Below are 22,920 nucleotides of genomic sequence, written 5' to 3' on the forward strand. Positions count from 1 at the left end.
AGCTGGACCCCCGTATGGTGACATCTTTCATGATTCAACAGGCCACCGTTGGGTTACCTTCTTAAATGAGTTGACACGGCGGGAATCCAGGTGCCCATGAGCTACGAGCTATCAGCTACGAGCCATGAGCTATCAACTATCCTTCTGCAGAAGGATGACCTGACCATGTCATTCCCGCGAAGCTTGTCCTCGTGAAAACGGGGAGCGGGAATCCAGGGTCGTAGGGGTGGTTCGCGAACCGCCCGCCGTGTCATTGCGAGAAGTCCTTCCGCAGAAGGACGACGAAGCAATCTCTGCCATGAGCCATGAACTATGAGCCATCAGCTATCCTTCGTGCCTCTTTGGAGGAAATTGTTTGTCAATCTCACGGGGCCTCCGCCAAGCCAAACCATCCTATAGCGGGACTCTGGGTACGTGATGCGCTGTTGTAGGATAGACGGTTGGTGGGATAGGTTGAGCAACAACGCAGGACTGGGTTTTCAGGCAGCTTGACCTACTACTCAGTCGCAGGAATGGGCATCATTCGCTTTATGGGGGTAGCCCCTTCGCCTTTGCTCAATATTGATATATTGCCCACTGTCAGGACGGCAGGCTTTCAGGTGTCATTCAGGTCATTGATGTCACTCATCTCATTCATGTCATTTATCTCACTCGTGTCATTCAGGTCATTGATGTCATTCTGAGCATAGCAAAGAATCTCGACTGCTGTGCCGACTCCTACAACCAGGATGCTAGGAGCCTGTCCGAGTAATAGGCTGGCCATGCCTAGAAGAAGTCAAAAATCAAGGTCGCCCACGCTCAGCATAGGTATTACTCGGACACACTCCTAGACGAGTTGTCGCAGCGTCAAGGCCAGTGTGGCTGACCAGCTAATTGCAGTTCGCGCGAGTTCGTGGACTAGCTCGACTCCAGGCCCCGTCAAGGTGATATTGGGATCCAGCGGTCCGCTAGCATTTGCGGGTACATTTACACAGTTGGCTAGATAGGCATCGGCACTAGCCAGAAAATCAGCGAGGAGGGCTATCAGAAGACTAGGAAACGACATGGGTCATGCTCCAGAGAACGACGCTAGAGAGATCGGCTATCCTTGCTGCGCCATTAGCGGTCAGAGTCGTGAGCGATTGAAAAAAACTTGCCCCACCTGGTTGCAACGATATCGTCACCGGCGTAGTGTTGTCTGAAATGTTTGCGACTTCCACCCAGCGTTCGAATAACGCGTGGCTCAGCATCAGTGTTTTCATAACCACATTACTAATAATATCATGTAGTGGCATGGATCAGAATCCTCGTTTATTGAATGAGATTCTATCACATCCCTTGGGCTGCGTGTCAACATATGTGTGGTAGTTCTAAGATAATGACACCCATCAATGGTTCCCACATCATAGGTTGACACGTTCTGGTCAGTCATGCTATTGTCCCAGGCATATTCCACTTCCACATGACTATAGCCACTGGTCATGAGGCCAAGGTAAGACTAATCATAAGAGTGGAGGAATTACTATCACTCGGACTGTCAAGCCGAAGCGAACAGCAATCAGCTGGAAGACTGAGGCACTCGTCCTCCTCTTGATGATTGCTGCCTTAGCAGTGGTAGGCGGCTACACCATAGCTGACAAGGTTTCTGCAGGCAAAAAGGAGACCCTGCCAGTTGTGATGTATCCAAACGAGGTCCTCCGAAACGTTGCCCAGCCTGTTGGGGACATAGGTGAGGAGGAAAGACAACTCGCCACGCTGATGGTAGACACGTTAGAGAAGACAGATGCCCATGGCCTATCAGCCCCTCAGGTTGGCGTATCACGGAGAATCATAGCCGTGAAACTCGGCAATGGTGTTACGTCGGGGTTCAAGATTGGCGTCATGGTTAACCCTGAAATCATTGCACGAGAAGGAAGTAGTGCCGACATCGAGTCCTGTCTCAGTCTTCCAAAAGGACGAAAGGTGGAGGTGACTCGAAGTGACCGGATAACGGTGAGATATCTTACTTTGAGCGGCGAAGAAGCCACGTTAGAGGTAACAGGCTCGGATGCCTGCATGGTTCAGCATGAAATTGACCATCTGGATGGGATTATCATCATAGACTACGCCAAGAAATTCAATCTTGATAGTAAGGTAGTGGTCGGGGCAATTGTCATCTATGCAGTTGCTCTCTCCGTGGCGTCTGGATTGTACATCTCCAACAGAATGAAAGAAAGAAAGGCGCGGTGAATTGATGGCTTCAGCGAAGGACGGCGTGGCTGCAGGCCCTCTGAAGGCCATGGTGATCCCAGTGAGGAGTGTCTACCGCTATGGCATAGACGTCAACAGCCATGACTTGGTTAAGGTCATGGCTATCTTGACGATGGTCATAGACCACACGGGCAAATTCTTCGTGGATGACAATGTCTGGTTCCGTCTGGTGGGCCGCATGGCAGCCGGACTCTTCTTCTTTCTAGTGGGATATTCAGGTTCATATAGATTCAAATTACAGATACTAGTTCTCGGCATTGCCCTGTGGACTATCGAAATTCTGACCAGTACCGCTCCTACCTTGTTTGAACGTATGCTGCCGGTGAACATATTAATCAGCTTCGTGCTGATAAAGGCAATTCTGGACAGGTTCGACCCAGCAGAAATGCGCACCGAATCCCTGTTGATTCTCCTGGGCATTCTGATGGTCTTGAGTCTTCCTACCTACCTCGTGTTGGAATATGGCACCCTCGGCCTCTCCTATGCAATAGGAGCGAGATTGCTACGCCAGCGCCATCCGCTCGGCCGTTCCTGGATTTGTGCCACAGTGGGCATTCATTTTCTCTTTGAGACGGTCGGGCTCCTCATATGGAATTCCGACGTGTCAGTACATGTGCTTCTCTTTGCTATTCCATTGCTCGGCATTCTGTTCACCGTGAATCTCGCCACATTCCTGAACTACAAATTTCGCACTTTTCGGGTTGAACCAAGGTGGATGAGGATGCTGTTAGTATATGTGTCCCGCTATTCTCTACAAATCTACTTTTTCCACCTTGCTGCCTTCATGATTGTCTACCGCATTATCTTGCGTTGACCGAGCGAACCGAAAGCAGTACGCCGCACTGTGCCAAAGCTGCTGCGCCCTCCTTTCTGTAGCGCGCCAAAAGCCTCCTCGTCTGGCGAACCGAAAGCCCCAGCACCCCAGCCGCCTCCCCGGCCCCCATCCACCCCACACCCATCTTGTTCAATACCATTAGCCTCTTCTGTTCCTTCCAGTTCAATGTCACCGTCTCCGTCATAGGGTGACATTTTCCCTGAGCACTTAACCCCTGTCATAATCGTAGAACATCCACAAATTTGTACATGCAATTTGATTGCTCACAAGGAATGTGTTACAATACTTCTTGCTTTCTGGTGGCTTGAGCGAGGTGGACCCACCCGTTCCCATCCCGAACACGGAAGTGAAACGCCTCAGCGCAGACGATACTGAGGGGGCAACTCCCTGGGAAAATATGTCGCTGCCAGAAGGCATTATTCTTTCTCAAGACCATATGTACTGCAGTCGATTGGTTGATGTCCCCACACAGATGATCCCTGGCGTAATGTGATCCATTTTAGGATTGCGAGCTGACCGAAGGGAATCACTCCTATCAGAACGCAGATCATTGCAATCCGGCTTGAGGTCACTGGTAGACAAAGTGCTTCTTGGACTGATGTAAAGAGGTGCTGCGGAAACCCTGCCAGGGATGCTTATTCAAGATCAGACCAGTTGAGCATACTGTGGGTTATTATGGCATGAGAGATTGCAGCTCTCACAAAAGCTTCTTGGGGATACCTTCCACTCGGTGCATTGGGCTGGCTAACCTGAATGGGAGATGCTTTGGTAGTCAATCTCAGCAGTGTTACAATTAACTAAGACGATGTCGATAGATTCTATTCTGGTCAAGGGAGCTCGGGAGCACAACCTGAAGAATATCGATGTGGTTATACCACGTGATAGGCTGGTGGTAATCACAGGGGTATCAGGTTCAGGCAAGAGTTCCCTGGCCTTTGACACCATCTATGCCGAAGGACAGCGCAAGTATGTGGAATCACTTTCTGCCTACGCACGCCAGTTCTTGGGACAGATGGAAAAACCGGACGTGGATTATATCGATGGCCTTTCGCCTGCCATATCCATCGACCAAAGAGGCCCATCGCGCAATCCGCGCTCCATAGTCGGGACAGTAACCGAAATCTATGACTACCTGAGGCTGCTGTTCGCCCGCGTCGGTCATCCTCACTGCCCCAAATGCGGACGCGAAATCGCCCAGCAAACGGTACAGCAGATCGTCGACTCAATTCTAGCCCTGCCCCTGAGCAGCCGCATCATGATTATGGCCCCCCTGGTGAGGGATCGCAAAGGCGAGCACCAGGCAATTTTTGAAGATTTGCGGAAGGCAGGATATGTACGGGTAAGAGTCGATGGGCGCATGTATGACCTGTCTGAGGAATTCCAGCTCGACAAAAACAAGAAGCATTTAATTGAGGCTGTGATCGATCGTTTGATTATTGAAGAGGCAACGGACGTCAGCCGCGTTGCCGATTCGGTGGAAACCGCTCTGAAGTTGGGTGCGGGAGTGGTGCTTATCTCTATAGCTGATGGAGACGAACTGCTGTTTTCCGAGCACTTTGCCTGTGTTCATTGTGGGATCAGCGTGGGAGAGATTGCCCCTCGAACTTTCAGCTTCAACAGTCCCCATGGGGCCTGTCCTGACTGCACCGGTTTGGGCCATAAGCTGGAAATCGATCCTGAACTGGTCATTCCGGATAAGAGTTTTAGTCTGGCTGAGGGCGCTATTCGGCCCTGGGCACGGGCAGGTTCCATGAGCAGTTGGTATGAAGATATGGTGGAGACAGTGGCCCGGCGCCATGGTCTCTCCACTGACGTACCAGTCGAAGAACTCTCACAGGAACAACTGAACATTATCCTCTACGGCAACGAGGATGGGTCGAAGGCTGTGCACAGAGATCGCTACTGGAGAGCCAGTGACTATCACACGAGCTTCGAGGGGGTGATCCCTAACCTGGAGCGCCGTTACAGAGACACGGAATCTGACTATAGCCGCAGCGAGATCGAGCGCTACATGACTTCCTACCTTTGCCCTACATGCCAGGGGAAGCGGCTCAAACCGGAGTCGCTGGGCGTAACCATCGATGGAAAGAACATTATAGATGTGACCTCCATGTCGATTGCCGAAGCCCTTGAGTGGATACGATCCATCGGTGATGACAAGGCCAGTACTCCTAAGTTAAGTCCCCGTGAGTTTACCATTGCGCATCAAATACTGAAGGAGATTCGAGCGCGCCTGGGCTTTCTCATAGACATAGGTTTGGACTATCTCACGTTGGATCGACCTTCGGCTACCCTCAGTGGGGGCGAGTCTCAACGGATTCGTTTAGCTACTCAGATAGGGAGCGGGCTCATGGGGGTACTCTACATCTGTGATGAGCCTACGGTAGGCCTGCATGCTGCCGATAACCGCCGCTTGATTACCACATTGGAACGTCTGCGGGACCTGGGGAATACTGTGATCACCGTCGAGCACGACGAGGCGATGATGTTGGCTGCCGACTACATCATCGACATGGGGCCTGGTGCCGGTGAGCATGGTGGAGAAGTTGTTGCCGCCGGGACTATAGCAGACATCAAGTCTTGTCCCGACTCCATAACCGGTCAATATCTCAGCGGGAAGAAAGAGATACCCCTTCCCCTCAAACGCCGCAGCGGGTCAGGGAAAGAGATGGTTATCAAAGGAGCGCGGCATAATAACCTGAAGAATATTGACGTACATATCCCTCTGGGAATGCTCGTTTGTATTACCGGGGTATCAGGCAGCGGCAAGAGCACGCTTATTGAAGAGATACTTTACAAGAAGCTGGCTCAGATATTTTACAGAGCCAAGGACAGGCCGGGTGAATGCGATGAAATACTCGGGTTAGAGCAAATTGACAAAGTAATTGACATCGACCAGTCCCCCATTGGGCGGACTCCGAGAAGCAACGCGGCCACCTATACCACCACCTTCACCGCTATCCGCGAACTGTTCGCTCAAGTCCCTGAAGCAAGGATGCGGGGATACACCCCGGGTCGCTTCTCTTTCAATGTCAAAGGAGGGCGCTGTGAGGCTTGCCAGGGGCAGGGCTACACTCAGATCGAGATGCAGTTCCTTCCCAATGTCACTGTAGCCTGTGAGTTATGTAAAGGAAAACGCTACAATCGAGAGGCCCTGGAGGTCCGTTTCAAGGGTAAGAATATCGCCGAAGTGTTGGATATGAGTGTTGAGGAAGCCCTGGGATTCTTCGAGCATTTCCCCAGGGTAAAGCCTAAATTGCAGACACTCTACGATGTAGGCCTCGGTTATATGAGGATTGGCCAGCCAGCTACCACACTGTCCGGCGGGGAAGCTCAGCGAGTAAAACTAGCCTCTGAGCTCTCCAGAAGGTCTACAGGGAGGACCCTCTACATTCTGGATGAACCTACCACCGGTCTTTCTTTTCATGACGTGGCTGCTCTGTTAGCCGTGCTGCAAAGGCTGGTGGAAGGCGGCAATACGGTGATCATTATCGAACACCATCTGGATGTAATTAAGAACGCCGATTATATCATTGACCTCGGCCCTGGGGCTGGCGAAAAGGGTGGCTACATAGTAGCCACAGGAACACCTGAGGAGATAGCCCGGAATGACAGATGTCTCACCGGTCAGTATTTGCGGCCTCTGATAGAGAGGTCCGGTCAGAATATTGCCAGGCCTGCCCTGAGGTAGCACTCCAAAGGCGGACTAGTTGTACTTATTCATAGCTGCTGCCAATCCCTCCTTCAACAGGTAGGGTACAGCTTCGCCAACCTTGGCAATTGCCTCCTCAATCGCAGGCAATTCTGCGGGGCTGAAATCGCCGAGTACATAATCGGCAGCATCGGTATCTGTCACAGGACGACCTATGCCAACCCGAATTCGAACGAAGTCCCGGCTTCCCAATATGGCGATAACAGACACTATTCCTTTGTGTCCTCCTGACCCTCCATTAGAATAAAGGCGGACTTTGCCGACTGGCAGATCAAGATCATCGTGAATAATCACTATATCAGCAGGCGTGGCTTTGAATCTATGTACCAGTAGCTTTACAGATCCGCCGCTCAGGTTCATGAAGGTCCGCGGCTTGGCCAGAACCGCCTTTACACCCGCTATTTGACCCATACCATGTTGGGCCTGACAATTTCGCTGTCCCAGAGAGATGCCATGCGCTTTTGCCAGATAATTAATACAGCGAAACCCCACATTATGGCGATTGCGGGAATAGTCCTTCCCCGGATTGCCTAAACCGATAATCAGCTTCATGGACTCAGTTTATGCCTGAGACTCCCAGTTTGTCATCTTCAGGAACTCTTCTTCGGAGAGCACCGTGATGCCCAGGTTCCTGGCTTTATCTAACTTGGAACCTGGATCAGCGCCTGCTACTACATAAGTCGTCTTCTTTGTAACGCTCGAGCCTGTTGTGCCGCCCAGTGCTTTGATTCGGGCTTCTGCCTCTTCACGGGTGAGAGAATCCAACCTTCCAGTGAGCACAAACTCCTTCCCGACTAGGGGCATCCCACTAAGCTTTGCGGGTGCCTCTCCCTTCGGCTCGACTCCCGCCTTCCTCAATTTCTCGATTATGCGCCTGTTGTCTTCCTGTCTGAAGAAAGCCACAATGCTCCCAGCTATCTTGGGACCGATAGATGGAATACTGCGCAGCTCTTCCTCAGTAGCTTTGCCTAATTCATCAAGGCTCGGGAATCTGGATGCCAGAAGCGTGGCAGTCTCTGCACCCACCTGAGGTATGCCCAGGGCAAAGAGAACCTGTGCCAGAGACCGGCTTTTGCTCTTCTCAATTGAGTCTATTATATTGGAAGCGCTTTTCTCACCCATCCGCTCCAGCCCCAGCAGCTGCTCTTGAGCAAGACTGTAGATATCAGCCACATCCTTCACCAGCCCGCTTTGAAATAAGGCGGTACACAACTTCTCACCCACCCCCTCAATATCCATAGCACCCCGGCTGACAAAGTGTTTCAATCTCTCCAGGGCCTGAGCGGGGCAGGCAGCGTTGGTGCAGCGGTGCATGGCCTCATCCTCAATCTTTATCACTTCAGCCCCACAGGCAGGGCAGCGGGATGGCATGGAGAACATCTTCTCGTTCCCCGTGCGCTTGCTGACGACAGGCCCAACAATCTCAGGAATAACCTCACCGGCACGTTGAATAATCACTGTGTCTCCTATCCGGACATCCTTACGCCTGATGTCGTCTTCGTTGTGCAATGCCGCACGGCTTATCGTCACACCGCCTACAGAAATGGGCTTCAAGATTGCATAAGGATTGAGGCTGCCTGTCCTTCCCACATTGATACCGATGTCCTCTAGAACTGTGGTAGCCTGGGTAGCACGGAACTTGTAGGCAATGGCCCATCTTGGCTCGTGTGCTGCAAAACCGAGCCTCTCCTGCATCTCAATCGAGTTCACCTTGGCCACAATACCATCAGCATCATAGGGCAGGCTCTCCCTTTTCTCCTCCCACTCCCGATGATACGCTTCTACTTGCTCAATGCTCCTGCACAGCCTGTTGTGAGCATTCACCTTGAACCCCAGGTGTTTCAGGTACTCCATTCGTTCCCAATGTGTATCAGGCACACTCTTGCCCTCGGCATATCCCAGCGCATAGACATAGATATCGAGCGGACGTTGTGCCGTGATGCGGGGATCAAGCTGGCGCACCGAACCGGCGCCGGCGTTCCTGGGGTTAGCGAAGAGAGGCAGTCCTTCCCTGGCTCTTTCCTCGTTCAACTTCTTGAAACCAGCCTTGGGGAAATACACCTCCCCCCTCACCTCGAACCTGGGTGGGGCGTCTCTAGGAACGGAGAGCGGGATGCTCTTAATGGTCCTCAGGTTTTGAGTCACATCCTCACCGCGGTAGCCATCGCCGCGGGTAGCTCCGGTGACGAGTCTTCCGTCAACATAGGTCAGAGCTATCGCCAGCCCATCCATCTTGATTTCGCAAACAAATTCTAAATCTTGGCTTTCTGTGAGGTTCAATATCCTCTTGTGCCATGCCAGCAATTCTTCGTGGGAAAAGACGTTGCCCAGACTCAACAGAGGCAGGCGATGCTCCACCACCCCAAACGCTTCTACCGGAGCTGCGCCTATCCGCTGTGTTGGCGAATCAGAAGTAACCAGTTCCGGATGTTCAGCCTCGATTTGCACGAGTTGATGCATCAACCCGTCATATTCAGCATCGCTTATCTCGGGGCTGTCCAGCACATAGTAGCGATGGTTGTGGTAGTTAATTAAGGCCCGGAGTTTCTCGACTTTTTGCTTTATATCGTCCAGTCCGTCCACAGCCTGTCATACCTCGAGCGAAGTCTATTTGTAAACCTTCGCCTAAGTATATCACTCACAGCCCTGCTGAATTCAAGGACAGGCAAGCTCGCCTGTCAACTGATTGGGTTAGGAAGCGCGTTGACCTGTCAGATTAGCAATGCTAAAATCCAGAGAGCGAATCTCTGTTGAGAAACCAGGACGCGGCCCAAGTTACCCCTTCCTGGTCGCTGATGTGGGGCTGTAGCTTAGTTGGGAGAGCGCCTCCCTTGCACGGAGGAGGTCGGGAGTTCGAGTCTCCCCAGCTCCACTTGCAAAAGTGTAGCAGAAGCTGGTAAATCACTTGCTGAGTGTTGGCGAAATGTGCCACTGTGAGTGACCCATCACCGTAATAAGACGAACCTCACCTTGGGTATAGAGGGCTCAGCCTGAACCTGGGGGCCTGCAAGGCCGCCAAATGACCCCAATTGGCCCCTCTGATAGCAGGGGTATGATTCTTTCTTACTCCCGAATCAAGCACCAGCACTTAGACATGTTCTAGGAGGGCTGAGGACACCCTGCAGCGTAGCGACAAGCAGCCGCGGCTGCCTAAGGGGACTGCCTGCGATTCCATCTAGTCAGGTCTTCTAGCCCTGAATGGTTGATACTTCGATCCCTTCGGAACTGACAGTGAGCGAAGTGTAGCTGCGTTTCGGCAGGCGAAGCGTCAAGTCGAAGCGGTCATCTAGCGTCACTTGAATCGTGTGTCCCCTATCGACGTCTTTGTTCAAGATCATGACGAAGTAGCTGTCTCCTTTATGCGTACCGTACACCTTGACTTTCAAATCATCATATGGAACAGTGCGACCAACCTCCAATATCTCCCCAGAGAACCTCTCGGCCAGCTGTTTGTGGACTGGGAAATTTGGGCCGAGATTTCCCTGACGGTCGAAGTATGCCTTGTGCTGGTTGACTGAGTCCCCAAACATGATCTTGGATATGTAGTCAAGCCCGAGTTCTGCATATATTCCGACCATATCGCTGAAATGAATGATGAAATCCATATCAGAGTATCGGGAAGTGTCGATCTCGCTAATCCAGAAGGCGCCAGCCGGGAGATACTCTCTTATCCCAATGTCAATGTCCCGGCCAAATATCTCTCGTGTCTTGCTCACTAGTAGCGGCAGGTACCCCGCGTCGGGATCCGGGTGTCTTGTTCCGTCAAAGTCGTACCTGTAGACAGGCGTATCACGATACAACGATTCAGTATCATCGAGGATTGACTGGGAGTCCATGACGTTGCCTTGGTCATCCATATAGACGTAGCTCTCCCCGAACGAGAATCCATCGAGTAGAGCCCTGCCTTCCTGGATCTCTGCCTCTCGTATGCGTTCAAGGCAGTCCCAGTAGAGTGAAACTCGCCCACGGGTAGCAGCAATGTATGAGTCAAAGGCGTAGATCTTCAATTCGGGGAACTCGGACTTGATCGCCTTGGCATACGATATGAACCTTCCAACATAGTCTGAATTGTACAGATTCGGCCTGTATGGCCCATAACCAGTACTGTTGGTATCATTGTTGTCCTCTATTTCATCGCCAAAGGTGATTCCGGTAACAGACAAGGAGTTGGACTTCAGAGTCCTTAGGAATGCCAGCGTATTGGCGATATTGTTACTCGGCTGCAATGATTCAAGTCCTGTACCCGTCGGCCCTGGAATGAAATCCGAGTCGTTGACCTGCACGAATACTGGAATGTGCTGATCATTGCAGACCCGGATGATACCAGCGACATCGGTTGGGATCTGGGTTGACTGGCGGCTCCAGGGTAGGAACACTCGGTTGTTCGCATAGTCAACGAATGACATCAGTGCAGATCGAATGAACAGAGCATTGATCGTATTGGCGTACTTCTCGAAGTCGGTGCTTGATATGTCCCATTGAAGAAAGAAGTAGCCGGCAAGGAGAGTTGGTGATATCTGCCCATTCCGCCGGTTTTTCAACGGAGCGTCTGTCATGGTGAAGGACACTTCTGGCATCGAGTAGGTCCTCGAGAATTGGGTAACCCCTTGTACCAACCAGGTTAGAGCTTCCCCAGCAGTAGCTTCGGCGATGTCAATCGATCCTAAAAAGGGCCAATCCAGATCGGTCGAGAAACTGGCGTCCGGTGATGCAGACTCATTGCCGGTTGCGTCTATTGCTCTGACTCTGAAGTGGTATGTGGTGCCTGCTGCCAGGTCGACCAATGCCACACCATGATTGGTCACCAAGTTGTCATCTAAGGTCGATGATATGCCATAGGCGGTCGTGGTTCCGTAGTCTACCTGAGAAGCGGCTGCCTCATCGGTGGTCCATTCAATAGTAGCGGTGGTTTTGCCAATGCCAGAGACCACCACATCCGAGACCACTGGTGGGCTAGCGTCTTTCTTAGCGCAGCTTGTCGAACCAAGAGTCAACACCACAGACATCAATACTGCGCCAACTGCACGTATCCACCTCATCGAGCATTGCCCCCCATTTCGATTGTGATCTACAGTCCGTATCTTGCCGGTTGAATCGCGCTAAGCATTATACCAGACCAAACTCAGCTTGGATACAGAACGAAGGGGAACAGCCTGACATCATAGAAAGCCGCCAAATGGCCTCAACTGGCCCTCTCTGATACCCGGGGATATCAGGGGGATTCTACTCCCCAATCTGGCACCAGCCTTCCAGTGAATCACAGGAGCCTACCATGGTGCGATTATGCCAGACTGAAGGCAGTGGTGTGGGTTCTGCCCTTTGTACCCCCAGCTCCATTTTGCACCTTAGTGCCTCAGCACATCGATAAGCTTGATTCCCAACCGGTTCAAGCGGCGCTCCACGTCTTTGTCATTTGACACCTGTTTTGGATTCTTTGCCAAAGCGGCAACATGCCCAACCCATCGCATACCACACACAGACGAGTACGTCCTCAAGTTCTGTACAGCCTTCCCAATGCCTTCTTCTGCTACAGCTATCCCAACAATGGGCTTTGACTCAAGCATCGGCCAGATGGGGCAGGTTCTGTCCATGAAGTTCTTGAGCAAACCAGACAGCATCTCAAAGTAGACCGGTGTGCCAAGAGCAAGGCCATCGGCTTCAATCAGCTTGGGATAGATCTGCTGCATGTCATCGTGAATCCTGCAGATTCCCCTTCGTGCCTTCCCTCCGGCCTCGCAGCCCAGGCAACCATCGCACCCCTGGATATCTTTCTCCCTGAGCAAGATCAGCTCCGTGTCGGCCCCAGCTTCGGCAGCCCTTTCCAGAAGCTTTCTTAGCATCCACTCAGTATTGCCTTTTCTCGGAGACCCACAAACACCGACTACTTTCATTTTCGGGACTCGTACTGTTGAAACAGGCTAGGCTTGCCTGAATAATACCATGCCGATTGACTTATTTGCCTATTTCAGCTCGACCGTGCGGGGATTCACCCGGCATTTTTCGGCCGTCACAATGGCTTTGATCTGGGATACGGCTGCATCCAGCTCGTCCTGGCGGTTCATGACCATATAATCGAAGATGGCCAAGCTCCTCATCTCATCACTCACCTTTCCCAGGCGTACCTTCAGATCACTATCAGACTCGGTCTTGCGCAACCGCAGTCGCTGCTCATATTCTTCCATTGAAGGGAGGGTGAGGAAAATGAGTATGGCCGCCGGCAGCAGTCTCCTTATCGTGGCTGCACCCTGGACGTCCATCTTCAGCATGACATCTTTTCCTTCATCCAGAGCTTGCTTCACCTGCATCTTGGGGACCCCGTACCAATAGCCATAGACCCTGGCTGACTCCAGCAGATATCCACGCTGCAACATGTCCTGAAACCTTGCCTCTGATATGAAACGGTAGTCTCTGCCGTCGCTTTCCACTGCTCGCCGGGGACGTGTTGTTGCTGTTACAGCATAGTAGAATGGGAATCCTGACTCCTTCATTTTACTGAGGACGGCGTCCTTGCCCGCCCCGGAGGGCCCTGATAAGACCACAAGCAAAGACACTCTGTTTACTCCTCCTGGCAACACTCATCGGCGAGATCTTTGGACTCAGACACGCGTGTTGCTACTACTCTTCCTGCGATAGTTTCAGGGGTAATGGCAGCCAGGACAATATGTCCGTTTTCCATTACAAGGATCGCTTTTGTCCTTCTTCCATTGGTAACATCGATGACGTTCCCTTTGTTCTTGCCTTCGTGGACAAGGCGCTTTGCCGGTGCGGAGTTGGGCGAGATAACAGCGATAACCTTATTCATTGCCGCCATATTGCTGAAACCGAGATGGACCAGTTCCGTAGTCATCTTTCTTTCCCCCCCATTTGTGTTTAACTTGTCTCTAACAATTCCATGTGCTGCCAGAAAGCAGGGTAGGAGATTTCTGCAACTTCAGCCTCTTCAATCAGAGTCTTGCCGCCGGCGATTGCCCCTGCTATTCCGAAAGCCATGGCCAACCGATGGTCATGGTGACTCGAGCATTTTGCCCCGCGAAGCTTTGCTCCTCCATGAATAACCATGCCATCGGGCAATTCCTCTATGGTTGCCCCCAGCTTTGAAAGCTCTTTAGCCAGGTGGCCTATTCTGTCCGTTTCCTTGACGCGCAGTTCCGCAGCATCCTTGATGGTGGTAACGCCTCTGGCAACACAGGCCGCTACTGCCAGCACCGGGATCTCATCGATCAGCCGGGGGATAAGATCGCCACCTATCTCAATACCGCTTAGTTCGCTTGACTCAATAGTGAGGTCAGCAAACGGCTCATTGCCTGCCGAACGCTGATTCTCTATCTTGAGGTTTGCTCCCATCTTTAACAGGACATCGATGATCCCGGTTCTGGTGGGATTGATGCCAGTGTCTTTGATCTTGATCTTTGCATCGGGGTGAATCGCCCCCAATACCAGCCAATAAGCTGCAGAGCTTATATCGCCCGGTATAAGCACATCGACAGACTGTGGGGGAGTCCTTGGGGGAGTGAGGATAACGCACGTATCGTCCACTGCCAGAGTCACCCCCATAGCCTGTAGTAACCGCTCAGTGTGGTCGCGTGATTTCGATGGCTCATAGACAGTCGTTTTCCCCTGTGGAGCAAAAAGACCGGCGATCAACATCGCTGATTTGATCTGGGCGCTGGCAACCGGCAGAGAGTAGTTGAGACCATGAAGTTCCTGCCCCTTGACAGCCAGCGGCGCCAGTGTATCTCTTCCTCTGCCCCAGATTTTGGCCCCCATCAAACGCAGGGGCAATATGACTCGTCCCATAGGACGGCTGCGCAGCGAACTGTCACCGGTGATTACAGAGAGAAATGGCTGACCAGCCAGTAACCCGGTCAACAGACGCATGGTGGTGGCGCTATTGCCGGCATCAAGCACATCCTCGGCTTCAGACAGACCTTTTCTCCCTGCACCGTAAACCTCGATAGTCAGGGGTGTGGAGTGGACCTGTTTTATGCTCGCGCCCACGGCCTGTAAACAGGCCAGGGTAGAAGCGCAATCGGCTCCTGGAGAGAAGTTGACTATCCTCGACTTCCCCTCGGCGATGCTGTTTAAGATAGCCGCCCGATGGGAGATGGACTTGTCACCCGGAGGGGTGACCTCACCTCTCAGAATAGAGCAGGAGCTAATCTCTTTTATCATAGTCCTCAAGCCATGATTCGCGTGCCTGCCGCGCTTGCATAAAGGCTTTCTCCATATCTTCGCTGTTGTCGGCCACTAACTGGCGGAACCGGCTCAATTCCCTGGAAAACTCATCGATCCAGAGAAGTATGTTCTCCCGGTTGGTCAGGCAGATATCCCGGTTCATTCGCGGGTGCTGTGAAGCCAGGCGGGTCACATCCCGGTATCCTGTTGCAGCTAACCCGGACATCTTCTTCCAGACAGGGCTTTTGGTTGTCGCCATTACCAGGGTAGAGGAGAGAATGAAAGGCAGATGGCTGATCCCCGCCACAAAATTGTCATGTTCCAGGGCTGTGATAAACAGGGGATTAGCCCCCATCTTTCCCACCAGTTCTACCATGAGTTGAATTGAAGCCGGGGAAGAATTTCGCCCCGGGACAAGGCAATAAGTACGGCCCTGAAAAAGGTTGGCCTCAGCCACATCGATACCCGCGGATTCTTTCCCTGCCATGGGGTGTCCGCCAATGAAGTTTACTCTCGATGGCAGGTATTGCTCGGCCCACTCCATAACTTTTGTCTTTGTGCTGGCTGTGTCGGTAACGATGCAGCCTGAAATCAGGTGAGGGCCAATCTGCTCCAGGATATCCTTTATCGCCATTGTCGGAGTTGCCAGGATGACAATGTCTGCTTTGCCAACAGTTGAGGTAAGACTTTCTCCGATTTTGTCCACAGCTCTCAGCCTCAGTGCCTTGCTGGCAACTTCCGGATTGCGTGCGTAACCTGTGACCTCAGCGTTTTCCAGTCCGGAACGCTTTAGAGCCAAACCGATGGAACCACCGATTAGCCCCAGTCCGATGATCGCAATATGTTTCTTCATTGATATTTAGGAACCAGGGTTTCTCTTGATTTTTGATATCGCAGAACTTTTGGTAGGAAGTTGATCAGGAGGTGCGGATCTCAACATCACACAACAGAGCGCACTTCACTGCCAATAAACTCATAACACAGGTGAAAGCCCCTTGCAGAGCCAGCTTCCTATTCCTTGTCTAGCTCAAAAGCCTTATGCAGAGCACGCACAGCCTCAGGCACCTTGGCCTCGTCGACAATACAGGTGATCCTTATCTCTGAGGTGGTGATAAGCTCAATATTGATGCCGGCATCGTAGAGTGCTCTGAACATCCGAGCTGCGTATCCTGGAGTATTCTGCATCCCCGTTCCAATAATGCTGACCTTCCCCAGCTTGGCATTGTTTGCGCATCCTTTAGCACCGATCGACTTGGCAACAGAATCTACTACTTTCATAGCCTTTCTGAGATCGTTGCGGGCAACAGTAAATGTGAGATCGGTTGTCCCATCAATGCTGGCATTCTGGACAATGGTATCCACGCTAACCTTTGCTTCAGCCAGGGGCTCAAAGATCGCACTGGCTACGCCAGGGCGATCTGGGACAGTAAGGATGGTGACTTTAGCTACATTGAGGTCATGGGCGATACCTCGAACCTTATTTCGTACTTCCATTGGAAACCCTCCATGGATGACCGTTCCGGGACTATCATTAAAACTGGAAGCTACCAGTATCGGCATGCTGTATATCTGTCCTATTTCTACAGCCCGCGGGTGCATTACCTTGGCTCCATACGTGGCCAGTTCCATCATCTCCTCATAATCAATTTCCTTCAACTTGAGTGCCTCAGGAACAAGGCGCGGGTCAGCAGTAAATACGCCCTCCACATCAGTGTAGATGTGACACATGTCTGCTTTCAGACTTACCGCCAGTGCTACAGCAGTAGTATCGGAGCCGCCACGACCTAAGGTAGTGATGTCGTTATTCTCTGTCACCCCCTGGAACCCGGCGACTGTTACTACGTTGCCTCTATCCAACTCCCTCAAGATTCGCTGAGGGTCAATTGAACGAATCCGAGCCTGGCTGTAGATGCCATCTGTTTGGATTCCAGCCTGCCCACCGCTGAGGCTGATCGCTTTATGGCCAAAGGACTTCACTGCCATGGCAAGCAGTGTGCTGGAGATAATCTCACCTGTGGAGAGCAGGGTGTCCAGCTCTCTTTCATCAGGCTGGCTGGTAATCTGATGGGCGAGGTCTATGAGCTCGTCAGTAGTGTCTCCCATAGCTGAGATTACCACTACTACCTTGTTGCCCTTTTCCTTGGTCGCAATTGCACGTCGAGCGATATTCTTGATCTTCTCAGCATCTGCTGCTGAGCTGCCGCCGTATTTCTGTACGATTAGAGACATTGCTGCTTATTCTATCACTTTTGGCTGCTGATGAAACGTCCCATCAACCGATGTCCTTCATCCACCTTCAAACTGCTCTGAGCAGCCTCTGATTCACTGAAAGTCTCAGCTTCGTCTTTCGTGATTCCGCGGCCACACCAGGCGAAGGGCACCGGATCACTTGTATGAGTACGTAAGCGAATCGGGGTTGGGTGGTCCGGCAGGACCAGTATCCGAAAGGCCGATCGTCCTCCCAGCTTCTCCATAATGGGGCCAACAACATAGCGATCGAAACTCTCAATAGCCTTGATTTTCTGGTCCAGATCGGCGTTGTGCCCAGCCTCGTCAGGCGCCTCTACATGGACAAGGATAAAGTCCTCCTTATCCAGGCACTTGATGGCATAATCTCCTTTAGCTTCATAGTTGGTATCGTAATAGCCTGTGGCCCCGGGCACTTCAATAGGCTGAAGGCCAACAAGTTTAGCTATCCCCTTTACGAGATCCACCGCCGAGATGACACTGCCACTGACTCCAAAGCGCTCCCTGAACGGAGGTATTTTAGGAGTACCACCCTGGCCCCAGAGCCAGATCATATTGGCTGGATTTTGCCCTCTACTAATACGATCCCTGTTGATCTCATGGTTGCAGAGCAATTCGCGGGACTGTTTCATGAGATTCCCCAGTAGCTGGGATCCATTACCCCTGGGCATATTTTTGTCTATGGGCTCTCCGATCACATCATGGGGAGGAGTACAGTCAACGTGCATGAGTTTGATATCTTTGACCACACAAATCTGGCGATAACTTACACCGGAGTAGAACCTGATGGAGTCGGTTCCCAACTTCAGGTTCAGGAATTCGACCAGTTCCTTTGCTTCTTTGTTGCTGATGTGCCCGCTGCTGTAATCAATAATTCGTTCTTTATCCACTGTGACCAGATTGCAGCGGAAGGCCACTTCTTCTGGAGAAAGCTCAATCCCCAGATGGGCTGCCTCAAGGGGGGCGCGCCCGGTGTAATACTGCTTGGGATCGTAGCCCAGGATAGAAAGGATAGCCACATCGGACCCTGGTGGCAGGCCCGCCGGGATCATTCTAACCAGACCTACCTGGCCCTGCCTGGCAATCTCATGCATGTTGGGGATTTTGGCTACCTCCAAAGGAGTGTGCCCGCCGAGTTCTTTGAGGGGATAGTCTGCCATACCGTCCCCTACGAGCACAGCATATCTCGTTTTCCCTTGAGTTCTGCGTACAGAGGTCATATAATGCCTGTAGCGGGGTGTAGCGCAGTTGGTTTAGCGCGCAGCGTTCGGGACGCTGAGGTCGGAGGTTCAAATCCTCTCACCCCGACCAGATTAGTCCCAGAAGTATTCCCGCAAAGAGTAACCTTTGATCCTTCTATGATGAAATGGCCTTTTTGGCGTCTTCCCACAATTCGTTTTGCTGATCGAGCGATAGACTGCTGAGTACAATTCCTCGCTCCAGGCAATGCTTCTCCATGTAACCAAACCTCTGACAAAATCTCTCGTTGGCCATTCTCAGGGCCTCTTCCGATTCCACATCTAGCCATCGGGCAACGTTGGTGAGAGCAAACAACACATCACCAAATTCCCTTGCTCTTTCTTCGTGGTTCGCACTCTGCCGCAACTCCTCGACCTCCTCACCAAGCTTCTCGACAACTCCATCGATGTCTTTCCAGTCGAAGCCAACTCTAGCAGCGCGTCGCTGCACGGCCTGGCTGTAGGCCAGGGCAGGCATTCCCTTTGGCAGACCAGCGAGAAGAGGGGTCACCCCCCGTTCTTTCTGCTTCAAGGCCTCCCAACTTAAGATTACCTCCTGTGAATTGCTCACCTTGGCTTCTCCAAAGACATGAGGGTGGCGGTGTATAAGTTTAGTATTGATCCCCTGCAACACGTCTTTGATGCCGAATTTGCCTTGGTCGTCAGCAATCTGAGCATGGAGGGCTATTTGCATCAGCAGGTCACCCAGTTCCTCGCATAACTTCTTATCATCTCCCTCGTCCACAGCCTCCAGGACTTCGTAGCATTCTTCCAGGAGAGTGGGCTTCAAGGAAAGATGGGTTTGTTCTCGGTCCCATGGACAGCCGTCGGGCCCCCGTAGCCTGGCAATGATATCGATTAAGGCAGCAAAGCTGTCCCGTCTTCTTTTGTAAGACATGGGTTCACTTTTGGGGTCAGCCTTATTTGTTCTCGTCGAGGCAGGCAATCGAGGCGACCTCATAGCCCGGGTCCACTTTCATGAGACTTACCCCCTTGGTACTCCTGCTCAGGACGGGGATACTCTCTTTGGGCACACGAATGATGACTCCCCGCTCGGATATGAGCATAAGCTCTCCCGTCCGGGAAGTCAGTCTGGCAGCAACTACCTTGCCTATTTTATCACTGACTCTGTGAGCCAAGACTCCCTTGCCACCGCGCCGCTGCAATGGATAGGCGTCTACAAGGCTGAACTTACCGTATCCTTTGCTCGTTACGGTGAGGACATGGGCTCTAGGATAGGCGATTTCCATGCCTACTACCTTGTCATCCGGGTTGAGTCGTATACCACGCACTCCTTGGGTGCCCCTCGACATAGCTCTGAAGCTGCCCACAGGGAATCTAATCGACTTACCTTGTTCAGTCACCATGAGCACGTCCTCATTTTCCCCGGCTAATCTTGCAGATATTACTTCATCGCCGGTTCTCAGGGATATGGCAACAAGACCCCGGCCTCTTATAGACATGAATTTCTCAATAGGCGTCCTCTTTATTTTCCCTTTGGCGGTAGCCAGCAACAAGAAGTTCCCGGGCGCAAAGTCTGCCTTCACTGCGATCTCTATGCGCTCCTCAGTAGTTATAGGGAGCAGGTTTACCAGGGGTGTGCCTTTGGCTGTACGCGATGTATCCTGAGGGATGCGATAGCATTTTATAGCAAATACCCTCCCCCTGTTGGAGAAAAAGAGTAATGTATCAAGCGTATCAGCTAGGAGGAACACGGAGGCGCTTTCAGCTTCCTTGATAGTCATCCCCCTCACACCCTTCCCCCCTCGATGTTGCAGCTGATATGAATCAATAGGGACACGCTTGATATATCCGCGGCTGCTCAGCGTCACCACCACCTCCTGGTGTGAAATCAAGTCCTCTTCACTAAAGGTCACTGCTTCCTGGTCGCTGATCTTGGTTCTTCGGGCATCTCCATACTTGGAACCGATCTCCTCAGTTTCCTGCTTGACGAGGAAGAGTATCTTCTTGGGATTGGCCAGTAGATCCTCGAGATAGGCAATGGTCTTGATTGTCTGGGTATATTCATCCTGGATCTTCTGCTGTTCCAGAGCCACCAGGCGGCGGAGTTGCAGGTCTAGGATGGCCTGTGCTTGTACTACCGAGAGGCCAAGAGCACTTCCCAATTCATTGCGCGCTGCCTCCGTATTGCGTGATGCTCGAATAATGGCAACTACTTGATCCAGGTGGTCGAGGGCGATCTTTAATCCCTCCAGGATATGGGCTCTTTCTTTAGCTTGCTTCAGTTCGAATTGCGACCGGCGGACAATGACCTGCTGACGGAAATCGATGAAGTATTGGATGGCCTCCTTGAGGCTAATGACTCTAGGCTGCCCATCCACCAGAGCCAGCATATTGACAAAGAAGGTAGATTGCAGGGCTGTGCGTTTGAAGAGGTTATTGAGAACCTGCTCTGGCTGTACCTCCTTCTTTAGCTCTATGACAACATGCATACCCTGCCTGTCCGATTCATCGCGCAGATCGCTAATACCCTCAATCTTCTTGTCCTTCACCATGTTGGCGATTTTCGCTACTAGTTCTGCTTTGTTCGTCTGGTAAGGGAGCTCCGTAACGACTATGCGATGTCGCCCCTTGGCTGCTTCTTCAATCTGGGCATTGCCTCGGATTACCACCTTGCCATGGCCGGTGGTATACGCTTTTCGTATCTCTTCGCGTCCCATGATACTGCCCCTGGTTGGAAAATCGGGGCCAGGTACAAGTTCGATCAATTGATCAATCGTAGCCTCGGGGTTATCTATCAGGAATGCTGTCGCCCGGCAAACCTCTGAGAGATTATGAGGGGGGATATTCGTTGCCATGCCCACTGCAATGCCGGAACTACCATTGACCATTAAATTGGGAAGCCGACTGGGGAGGACTAGTGGCTCTTTCAGCGTATCATCAAAGTTTGGAGCAAAATCGATAGTCTCTTTGTCAATATCAACAAGCATTTCCTGGGCTATTGCTGCCAGGCGTGCCTCGGTGTAGCGCATTGCCGCGGGCGGGTCATTGTCAATGCTGCCAAAGTTGCCCTGCCCGTCAACCAGTTCATATCTCATAGAGAAATCTTGCGCCATACGAACCAGGGCCTCGTAGACTGGGGCATCACCGTGAGGATGGTATTTACCCAACACCTCACCCACGATGCGGGCGCACTTCTTATGGGGCGAGTTGTGGCGTATCCCCAGATCGTTCATGGCATAGAGTATGCGCCTGTGGACTGGCTTCAAGCCGTCGCGTATGTCAGGCAGAGCACGGGAGACGATTACGCTCATGGCGTAATCGAGATATGAGACCCGCATCTCGTCCTCGATCTTAATGGGCTTGATTGTTCCGATTTCCATCTCGCTCATTCGGGCCAGGACTTCCTTTCCTCGTCTGCACCAGAAGAATCATCAAAGTCAGCCACAGTGAAGCCCTCTCTTTCTGCCTCTGCTGTTTCATCTGCTTCGTCAGACAGCTCTTCGTCTTCCAGTCTATGTCTCAGCAGAGTCTCGCGAACATAAGGGCGAAATCCCTCTCTTTCCCTTAGTGGAAAGGAAGGATGTCCAGCCTGACTGGGATGTTGGTAAACTTCACGGATAATCACTTTTACCTCATTCTCTCCCAGGCTGTTTATGGCGGCAATGTATTTGTTACCAGCTGCAGTTAGTCTGGCTAGACGTAACCCGTATTTCGGCTCCACTTCGCCAAGATATTCACCTCGCCCATTCTTAACGAGCAGCCTCTGCCCTTCTATGTAAAGGATTATTTCCCCACCTGGAGCCATCTGCGCCAATACTTCTTTTGGTGCAAGATGGATAAGCTTTACTACTCTTGCCTTGCCAGTCTCCTCGACAAAGATATCGACAACAACCTTGTGGGGAGCACCTTTACGTGCTTTCCCCCGGACATGCGCGAGACGATCAAGATTCTTCTTCGCAATATTGTTGTGGGGATCCAATTCCAATACATGTTTGTAGGCTTCTTTAGCTGCTGTATATTCGCCCACTTCCATCAAGGCCCTGCCCAGGCGATTGTATGTCTCAACATCCTCGGGGAAAAGCTCCAGGATACTCCTGTTGGCAGTGATCGCCTCCTGCCAGTGACCCTGCAATGCCAGAGCGATGGCTTTCTTGGCATGGCGTTCTATTTTTGCTCTATTTTCTTGCGGAGACAATATACGCCTCGAAGTAAGGAATGGCATTCTGCATCCATTCCACCAAAGATATCTGATGATTTTAGTGATTGCTGAACCAATTTGCAAGCGAATTGATGGTTATATATCCATCATTATTCGGCAATCCGAAGCCTGCTTACTCGACTATGCCGTTTGGAGCATGTCGGCTGAATTTCAAACCCTTATGTCAAGACTCTTTAGAAATGACCTCTTTCTTGACTCATTAGAAATGTCCCATATTGGTTCCTGCTAACTATAGTTCCAGGCAGCCTTGCGTTTGAGAGACCTCAAGCTCATATGCCTCCAAGGGTGATCCGGGGAAGGC

At 51.8% G+C, this 22,920-nt stretch carries 19 protein-coding genes, 2 tRNA genes and 1 rRNA gene; 6 read left to right on the plus strand and 16 right to left on the minus strand.

All coding sequences use genetic code 11. From position 1 onward, the window contains the following. Positions 1–595: 595 nt before the first annotated feature. Complete coding sequence (locus NTZ04_01500; protein MCX5991000.1) at positions 596–763, minus strand: hypothetical protein; 168 nt, start codon at positions 761–763, stop codon at positions 596–598. Between the two features lie 63 nt (positions 764–826). Next, positions 827–1,045: a hypothetical protein gene (locus NTZ04_01505; protein MCX5991001.1), complete on the minus strand. Its 219-nt coding sequence runs from the start codon at positions 1,043–1,045 to the stop codon at positions 827–829. Between the two features lie 527 nt (positions 1,046–1,572). Between NTZ04_01505 and def the strand changes: the two genes are divergently transcribed. Beyond that, positions 1,573–2,208, plus strand: coding sequence for a peptide deformylase (gene def / locus NTZ04_01510; protein ID MCX5991002.1), 636 nt, complete (start codon positions 1,573–1,575; stop codon positions 2,206–2,208). Between the two features lie 4 nt (positions 2,209–2,212). Continuing rightward, positions 2,213–3,043 carry a TraX family protein gene (locus tag NTZ04_01515; GenBank protein ID MCX5991003.1) on the plus strand — a complete coding sequence of 277 codons (831 nt, stop codon included), beginning with the start codon at positions 2,213–2,215 and terminating at the stop codon, positions 3,041–3,043. Here NTZ04_01515 and NTZ04_01520 read toward each other — a convergent pair. Next, positions 3,022–3,258, minus strand: a complete 237-nt coding sequence (locus NTZ04_01520; protein MCX5991004.1) for a hypothetical protein — start codon at positions 3,256–3,258, stop codon at positions 3,022–3,024. The two genes, NTZ04_01515 and NTZ04_01520, sit on opposite strands and share 22 nt — an antisense overlap. Positions 3,259–3,359: 101 nt before the next feature. Between NTZ04_01520 and rrf the strand changes: the two genes are divergently transcribed. Both rrf and uvrA read left to right on the plus strand, forming a co-directional pair. Beyond that, positions 3,360–3,476 (plus strand): 5S ribosomal RNA (gene rrf / locus NTZ04_01525). A gap of 393 nt (positions 3,477–3,869) precedes the next feature. Further along, positions 3,870–6,755 (plus strand): excinuclease ABC subunit UvrA, encoded by a 2,886-nt coding sequence (gene uvrA, locus NTZ04_01530; GenBank protein MCX5991005.1) that lies wholly within the window; start codon positions 3,870–3,872, stop codon positions 6,753–6,755. Between the two features lie 15 nt (positions 6,756–6,770). Here the strand turns inward: uvrA and pth are convergent, their stop codons facing one another. Beyond that, on the minus strand, positions 6,771–7,328 hold the full coding sequence (gene pth, locus NTZ04_01535) for an aminoacyl-tRNA hydrolase (GenBank protein ID MCX5991006.1): 558 nt from the start codon (positions 7,326–7,328) through the stop codon (positions 6,771–6,773). Between the two features lie 9 nt (positions 7,329–7,337). Further along, positions 7,338–9,350: an NAD-dependent DNA ligase LigA gene (ligA, locus tag NTZ04_01540; GenBank protein MCX5991007.1), complete on the minus strand. Its 2,013-nt coding sequence runs from the start codon at positions 9,348–9,350 to the stop codon at positions 7,338–7,340. A gap of 225 nt (positions 9,351–9,575) precedes the next feature. Between ligA and NTZ04_01545 the strand changes: the two genes are divergently transcribed. Further along, positions 9,576–9,648: transfer RNA gene (locus tag NTZ04_01545), tRNA-Ala, on the plus strand. Between the two features lie 316 nt (positions 9,649–9,964). Here the strand turns inward: NTZ04_01545 and NTZ04_01550 are convergent. The 8 genes from NTZ04_01550 to NTZ04_01585 all read right to left on the minus strand — a co-directional run bounded on the left by NTZ04_01550 (position 9,965) and on the right by NTZ04_01585 (position 18,418). Then, positions 9,965–11,815: a fibronectin type III domain-containing protein gene (locus NTZ04_01550; protein ID MCX5991008.1), complete on the minus strand. Its 1,851-nt coding sequence runs from the start codon at positions 11,813–11,815 to the stop codon at positions 9,965–9,967. A 306-nt stretch (positions 11,816–12,121) separates the two neighbouring features. Then, complete coding sequence (locus NTZ04_01555; protein MCX5991009.1) at positions 12,122–12,667, minus strand: flavodoxin family protein; 546 nt, start codon at positions 12,665–12,667, stop codon at positions 12,122–12,124. Positions 12,668–12,736: 69 nt separating this feature from the next. Beyond that, a complete protein-coding gene (locus NTZ04_01560) occupies positions 12,737–13,327 on the minus strand; it encodes a guanylate kinase (GenBank protein MCX5991010.1) in 591 nt (196 codons plus the stop codon). Between the two features lie 5 nt (positions 13,328–13,332). After that, positions 13,333–13,623 (minus strand): DUF370 domain-containing protein, encoded by a 291-nt coding sequence (locus tag NTZ04_01565; GenBank protein ID MCX5991011.1) that lies wholly within the window; start codon positions 13,621–13,623, stop codon positions 13,333–13,335. A 23-nt stretch (positions 13,624–13,646) separates the two neighbouring features. Continuing rightward, positions 13,647–14,948, minus strand: coding sequence for a 3-phosphoshikimate 1-carboxyvinyltransferase (aroA, locus tag NTZ04_01570; GenBank protein MCX5991012.1), 1,302 nt, complete (start codon positions 14,946–14,948; stop codon positions 13,647–13,649). Continuing rightward, the gene (locus NTZ04_01575; protein ID MCX5991013.1) at positions 14,932–15,804 is read right to left on the minus strand and encodes a prephenate dehydrogenase; all 873 of its coding nucleotides are present in this window, start codon (positions 15,802–15,804) and stop codon (positions 14,932–14,934) included. The genes aroA and NTZ04_01575 overlap by 17 nt, the downstream gene beginning before the upstream one ends. Positions 15,805–15,962: 158 nt before the next feature. Beyond that, a complete protein-coding gene (locus NTZ04_01580; protein ID MCX5991014.1) occupies positions 15,963–17,180 on the minus strand; it encodes an aspartate kinase in 1,218 nt (405 codons plus the stop codon). Between the two features lie 14 nt (positions 17,181–17,194). Then, the gene (locus NTZ04_01585; GenBank protein ID MCX5991015.1) at positions 17,195–18,418 is read right to left on the minus strand and encodes a cofactor-independent phosphoglycerate mutase; all 1,224 of its coding nucleotides are present in this window, start codon (positions 18,416–18,418) and stop codon (positions 17,195–17,197) included. A 13-nt stretch (positions 18,419–18,431) separates the two neighbouring features. Between NTZ04_01585 and NTZ04_01590 the strand changes: the two genes are divergently transcribed. Then, positions 18,432–18,509 (plus strand) — tRNA-Pro (locus NTZ04_01590). 45 nt (positions 18,510–18,554) lie between these two features. On the opposite strand, the gene mazG is transcribed toward NTZ04_01590, so the two are convergent. Genes mazG through NTZ04_01605 form a run of 3 tightly spaced genes read right to left on the minus strand, consistent with a single transcriptional unit; the run spans position 18,555 to position 22,595 of the window. Next, positions 18,555–19,334 carry a nucleoside triphosphate pyrophosphohydrolase gene (gene mazG, locus NTZ04_01595; protein MCX5991016.1) on the minus strand — a complete coding sequence of 260 codons (780 nt, stop codon included), beginning with the start codon at positions 19,332–19,334 and terminating at the stop codon, positions 18,555–18,557. A 22-nt stretch (positions 19,335–19,356) separates the two neighbouring features. Continuing rightward, a complete protein-coding gene (gene gyrA / locus NTZ04_01600; protein ID MCX5991017.1) occupies positions 19,357–21,780 on the minus strand; it encodes a DNA gyrase subunit A in 2,424 nt (807 codons plus the stop codon). 5 nt (positions 21,781–21,785) lie between these two features. Continuing rightward, a complete protein-coding gene (locus NTZ04_01605) occupies positions 21,786–22,595 on the minus strand; it encodes a tetratricopeptide repeat protein (protein ID MCX5991018.1) in 810 nt (269 codons plus the stop codon). Positions 22,596–22,920 lie beyond the last annotated feature (325 nt).

This window comes from Chloroflexota bacterium, from assembly GCA_026389585.1.
In the GTDB taxonomy this organism is placed as follows: Bacteria; Chloroflexota; Dehalococcoidia; order UBA2247; family RBG-13-53-26; genus JAPLHP01.

Bases quoted from the DNA above. Each gene is read 5' to 3' on its own strand.
- NTZ04_01500 (MCX5991000.1), bottom strand. From the start codon at position 763: ATGGCCAGCCTATTACTCGGACAGGCTCCTAGCATCCTGGTTGTAGGA.
- NTZ04_01505 (MCX5991001.1), bottom strand. From the start codon at position 1,045: ATGTCGTTTCCTAGTCTTCTGATAGCCCTCCTCGCTGATTTTCTGGCT.
- def (MCX5991002.1), top strand. From the start codon at position 1,573: ATGATTGCTGCCTTAGCAGTGGTAGGCGGCTACACCATAGCTGACAAG.
- NTZ04_01515 (MCX5991003.1), top strand. From the start codon at position 2,213: ATGGCTTCAGCGAAGGACGGCGTGGCTGCAGGCCCTCTGAAGGCCATG.
- NTZ04_01520 (MCX5991004.1), bottom strand. From the start codon at position 3,258: ATGTCACCCTATGACGGAGACGGTGACATTGAACTGGAAGGAACAGAA.
- uvrA (MCX5991005.1), top strand. From the start codon at position 3,870: ATGTCGATAGATTCTATTCTGGTCAAGGGAGCTCGGGAGCACAACCTG.
- pth (MCX5991006.1), bottom strand. From the start codon at position 7,328: ATGAAGCTGATTATCGGTTTAGGCAATCCGGGGAAGGACTATTCCCGC.
- NTZ04_01550 (MCX5991008.1), bottom strand. From the start codon at position 11,815: ATGAGGTGGATACGTGCAGTTGGCGCAGTATTGATGTCTGTGGTGTTG.
- NTZ04_01555 (MCX5991009.1), bottom strand. From the start codon at position 12,667: ATGAAAGTAGTCGGTGTTTGTGGGTCTCCGAGAAAAGGCAATACTGAG.
- NTZ04_01565 (MCX5991011.1), bottom strand. From the start codon at position 13,623: ATGACTACGGAACTGGTCCATCTCGGTTTCAGCAATATGGCGGCAATG.
- aroA (MCX5991012.1), bottom strand. From the start codon at position 14,948: ATGATAAAAGAGATTAGCTCCTGCTCTATTCTGAGAGGTGAGGTCACC.
- NTZ04_01575 (MCX5991013.1), bottom strand. From the start codon at position 15,804: ATGAAGAAACATATTGCGATCATCGGACTGGGGCTAATCGGTGGTTCC.
- NTZ04_01580 (MCX5991014.1), bottom strand. From the start codon at position 17,180: ATGTCTCTAATCGTACAGAAATACGGCGGCAGCTCAGCAGCAGATGCT.
- NTZ04_01585 (MCX5991015.1), bottom strand. From the start codon at position 18,418: ATGACCTCTGTACGCAGAACTCAAGGGAAAACGAGATATGCTGTGCTC.
- mazG (MCX5991016.1), bottom strand. From the start codon at position 19,334: ATGTCTTACAAAAGAAGACGGGACAGCTTTGCTGCCTTAATCGATATC.
- gyrA (MCX5991017.1), bottom strand. From the start codon at position 21,780: ATGGAAATCGGAACAATCAAGCCCATTAAGATCGAGGACGAGATGCGG.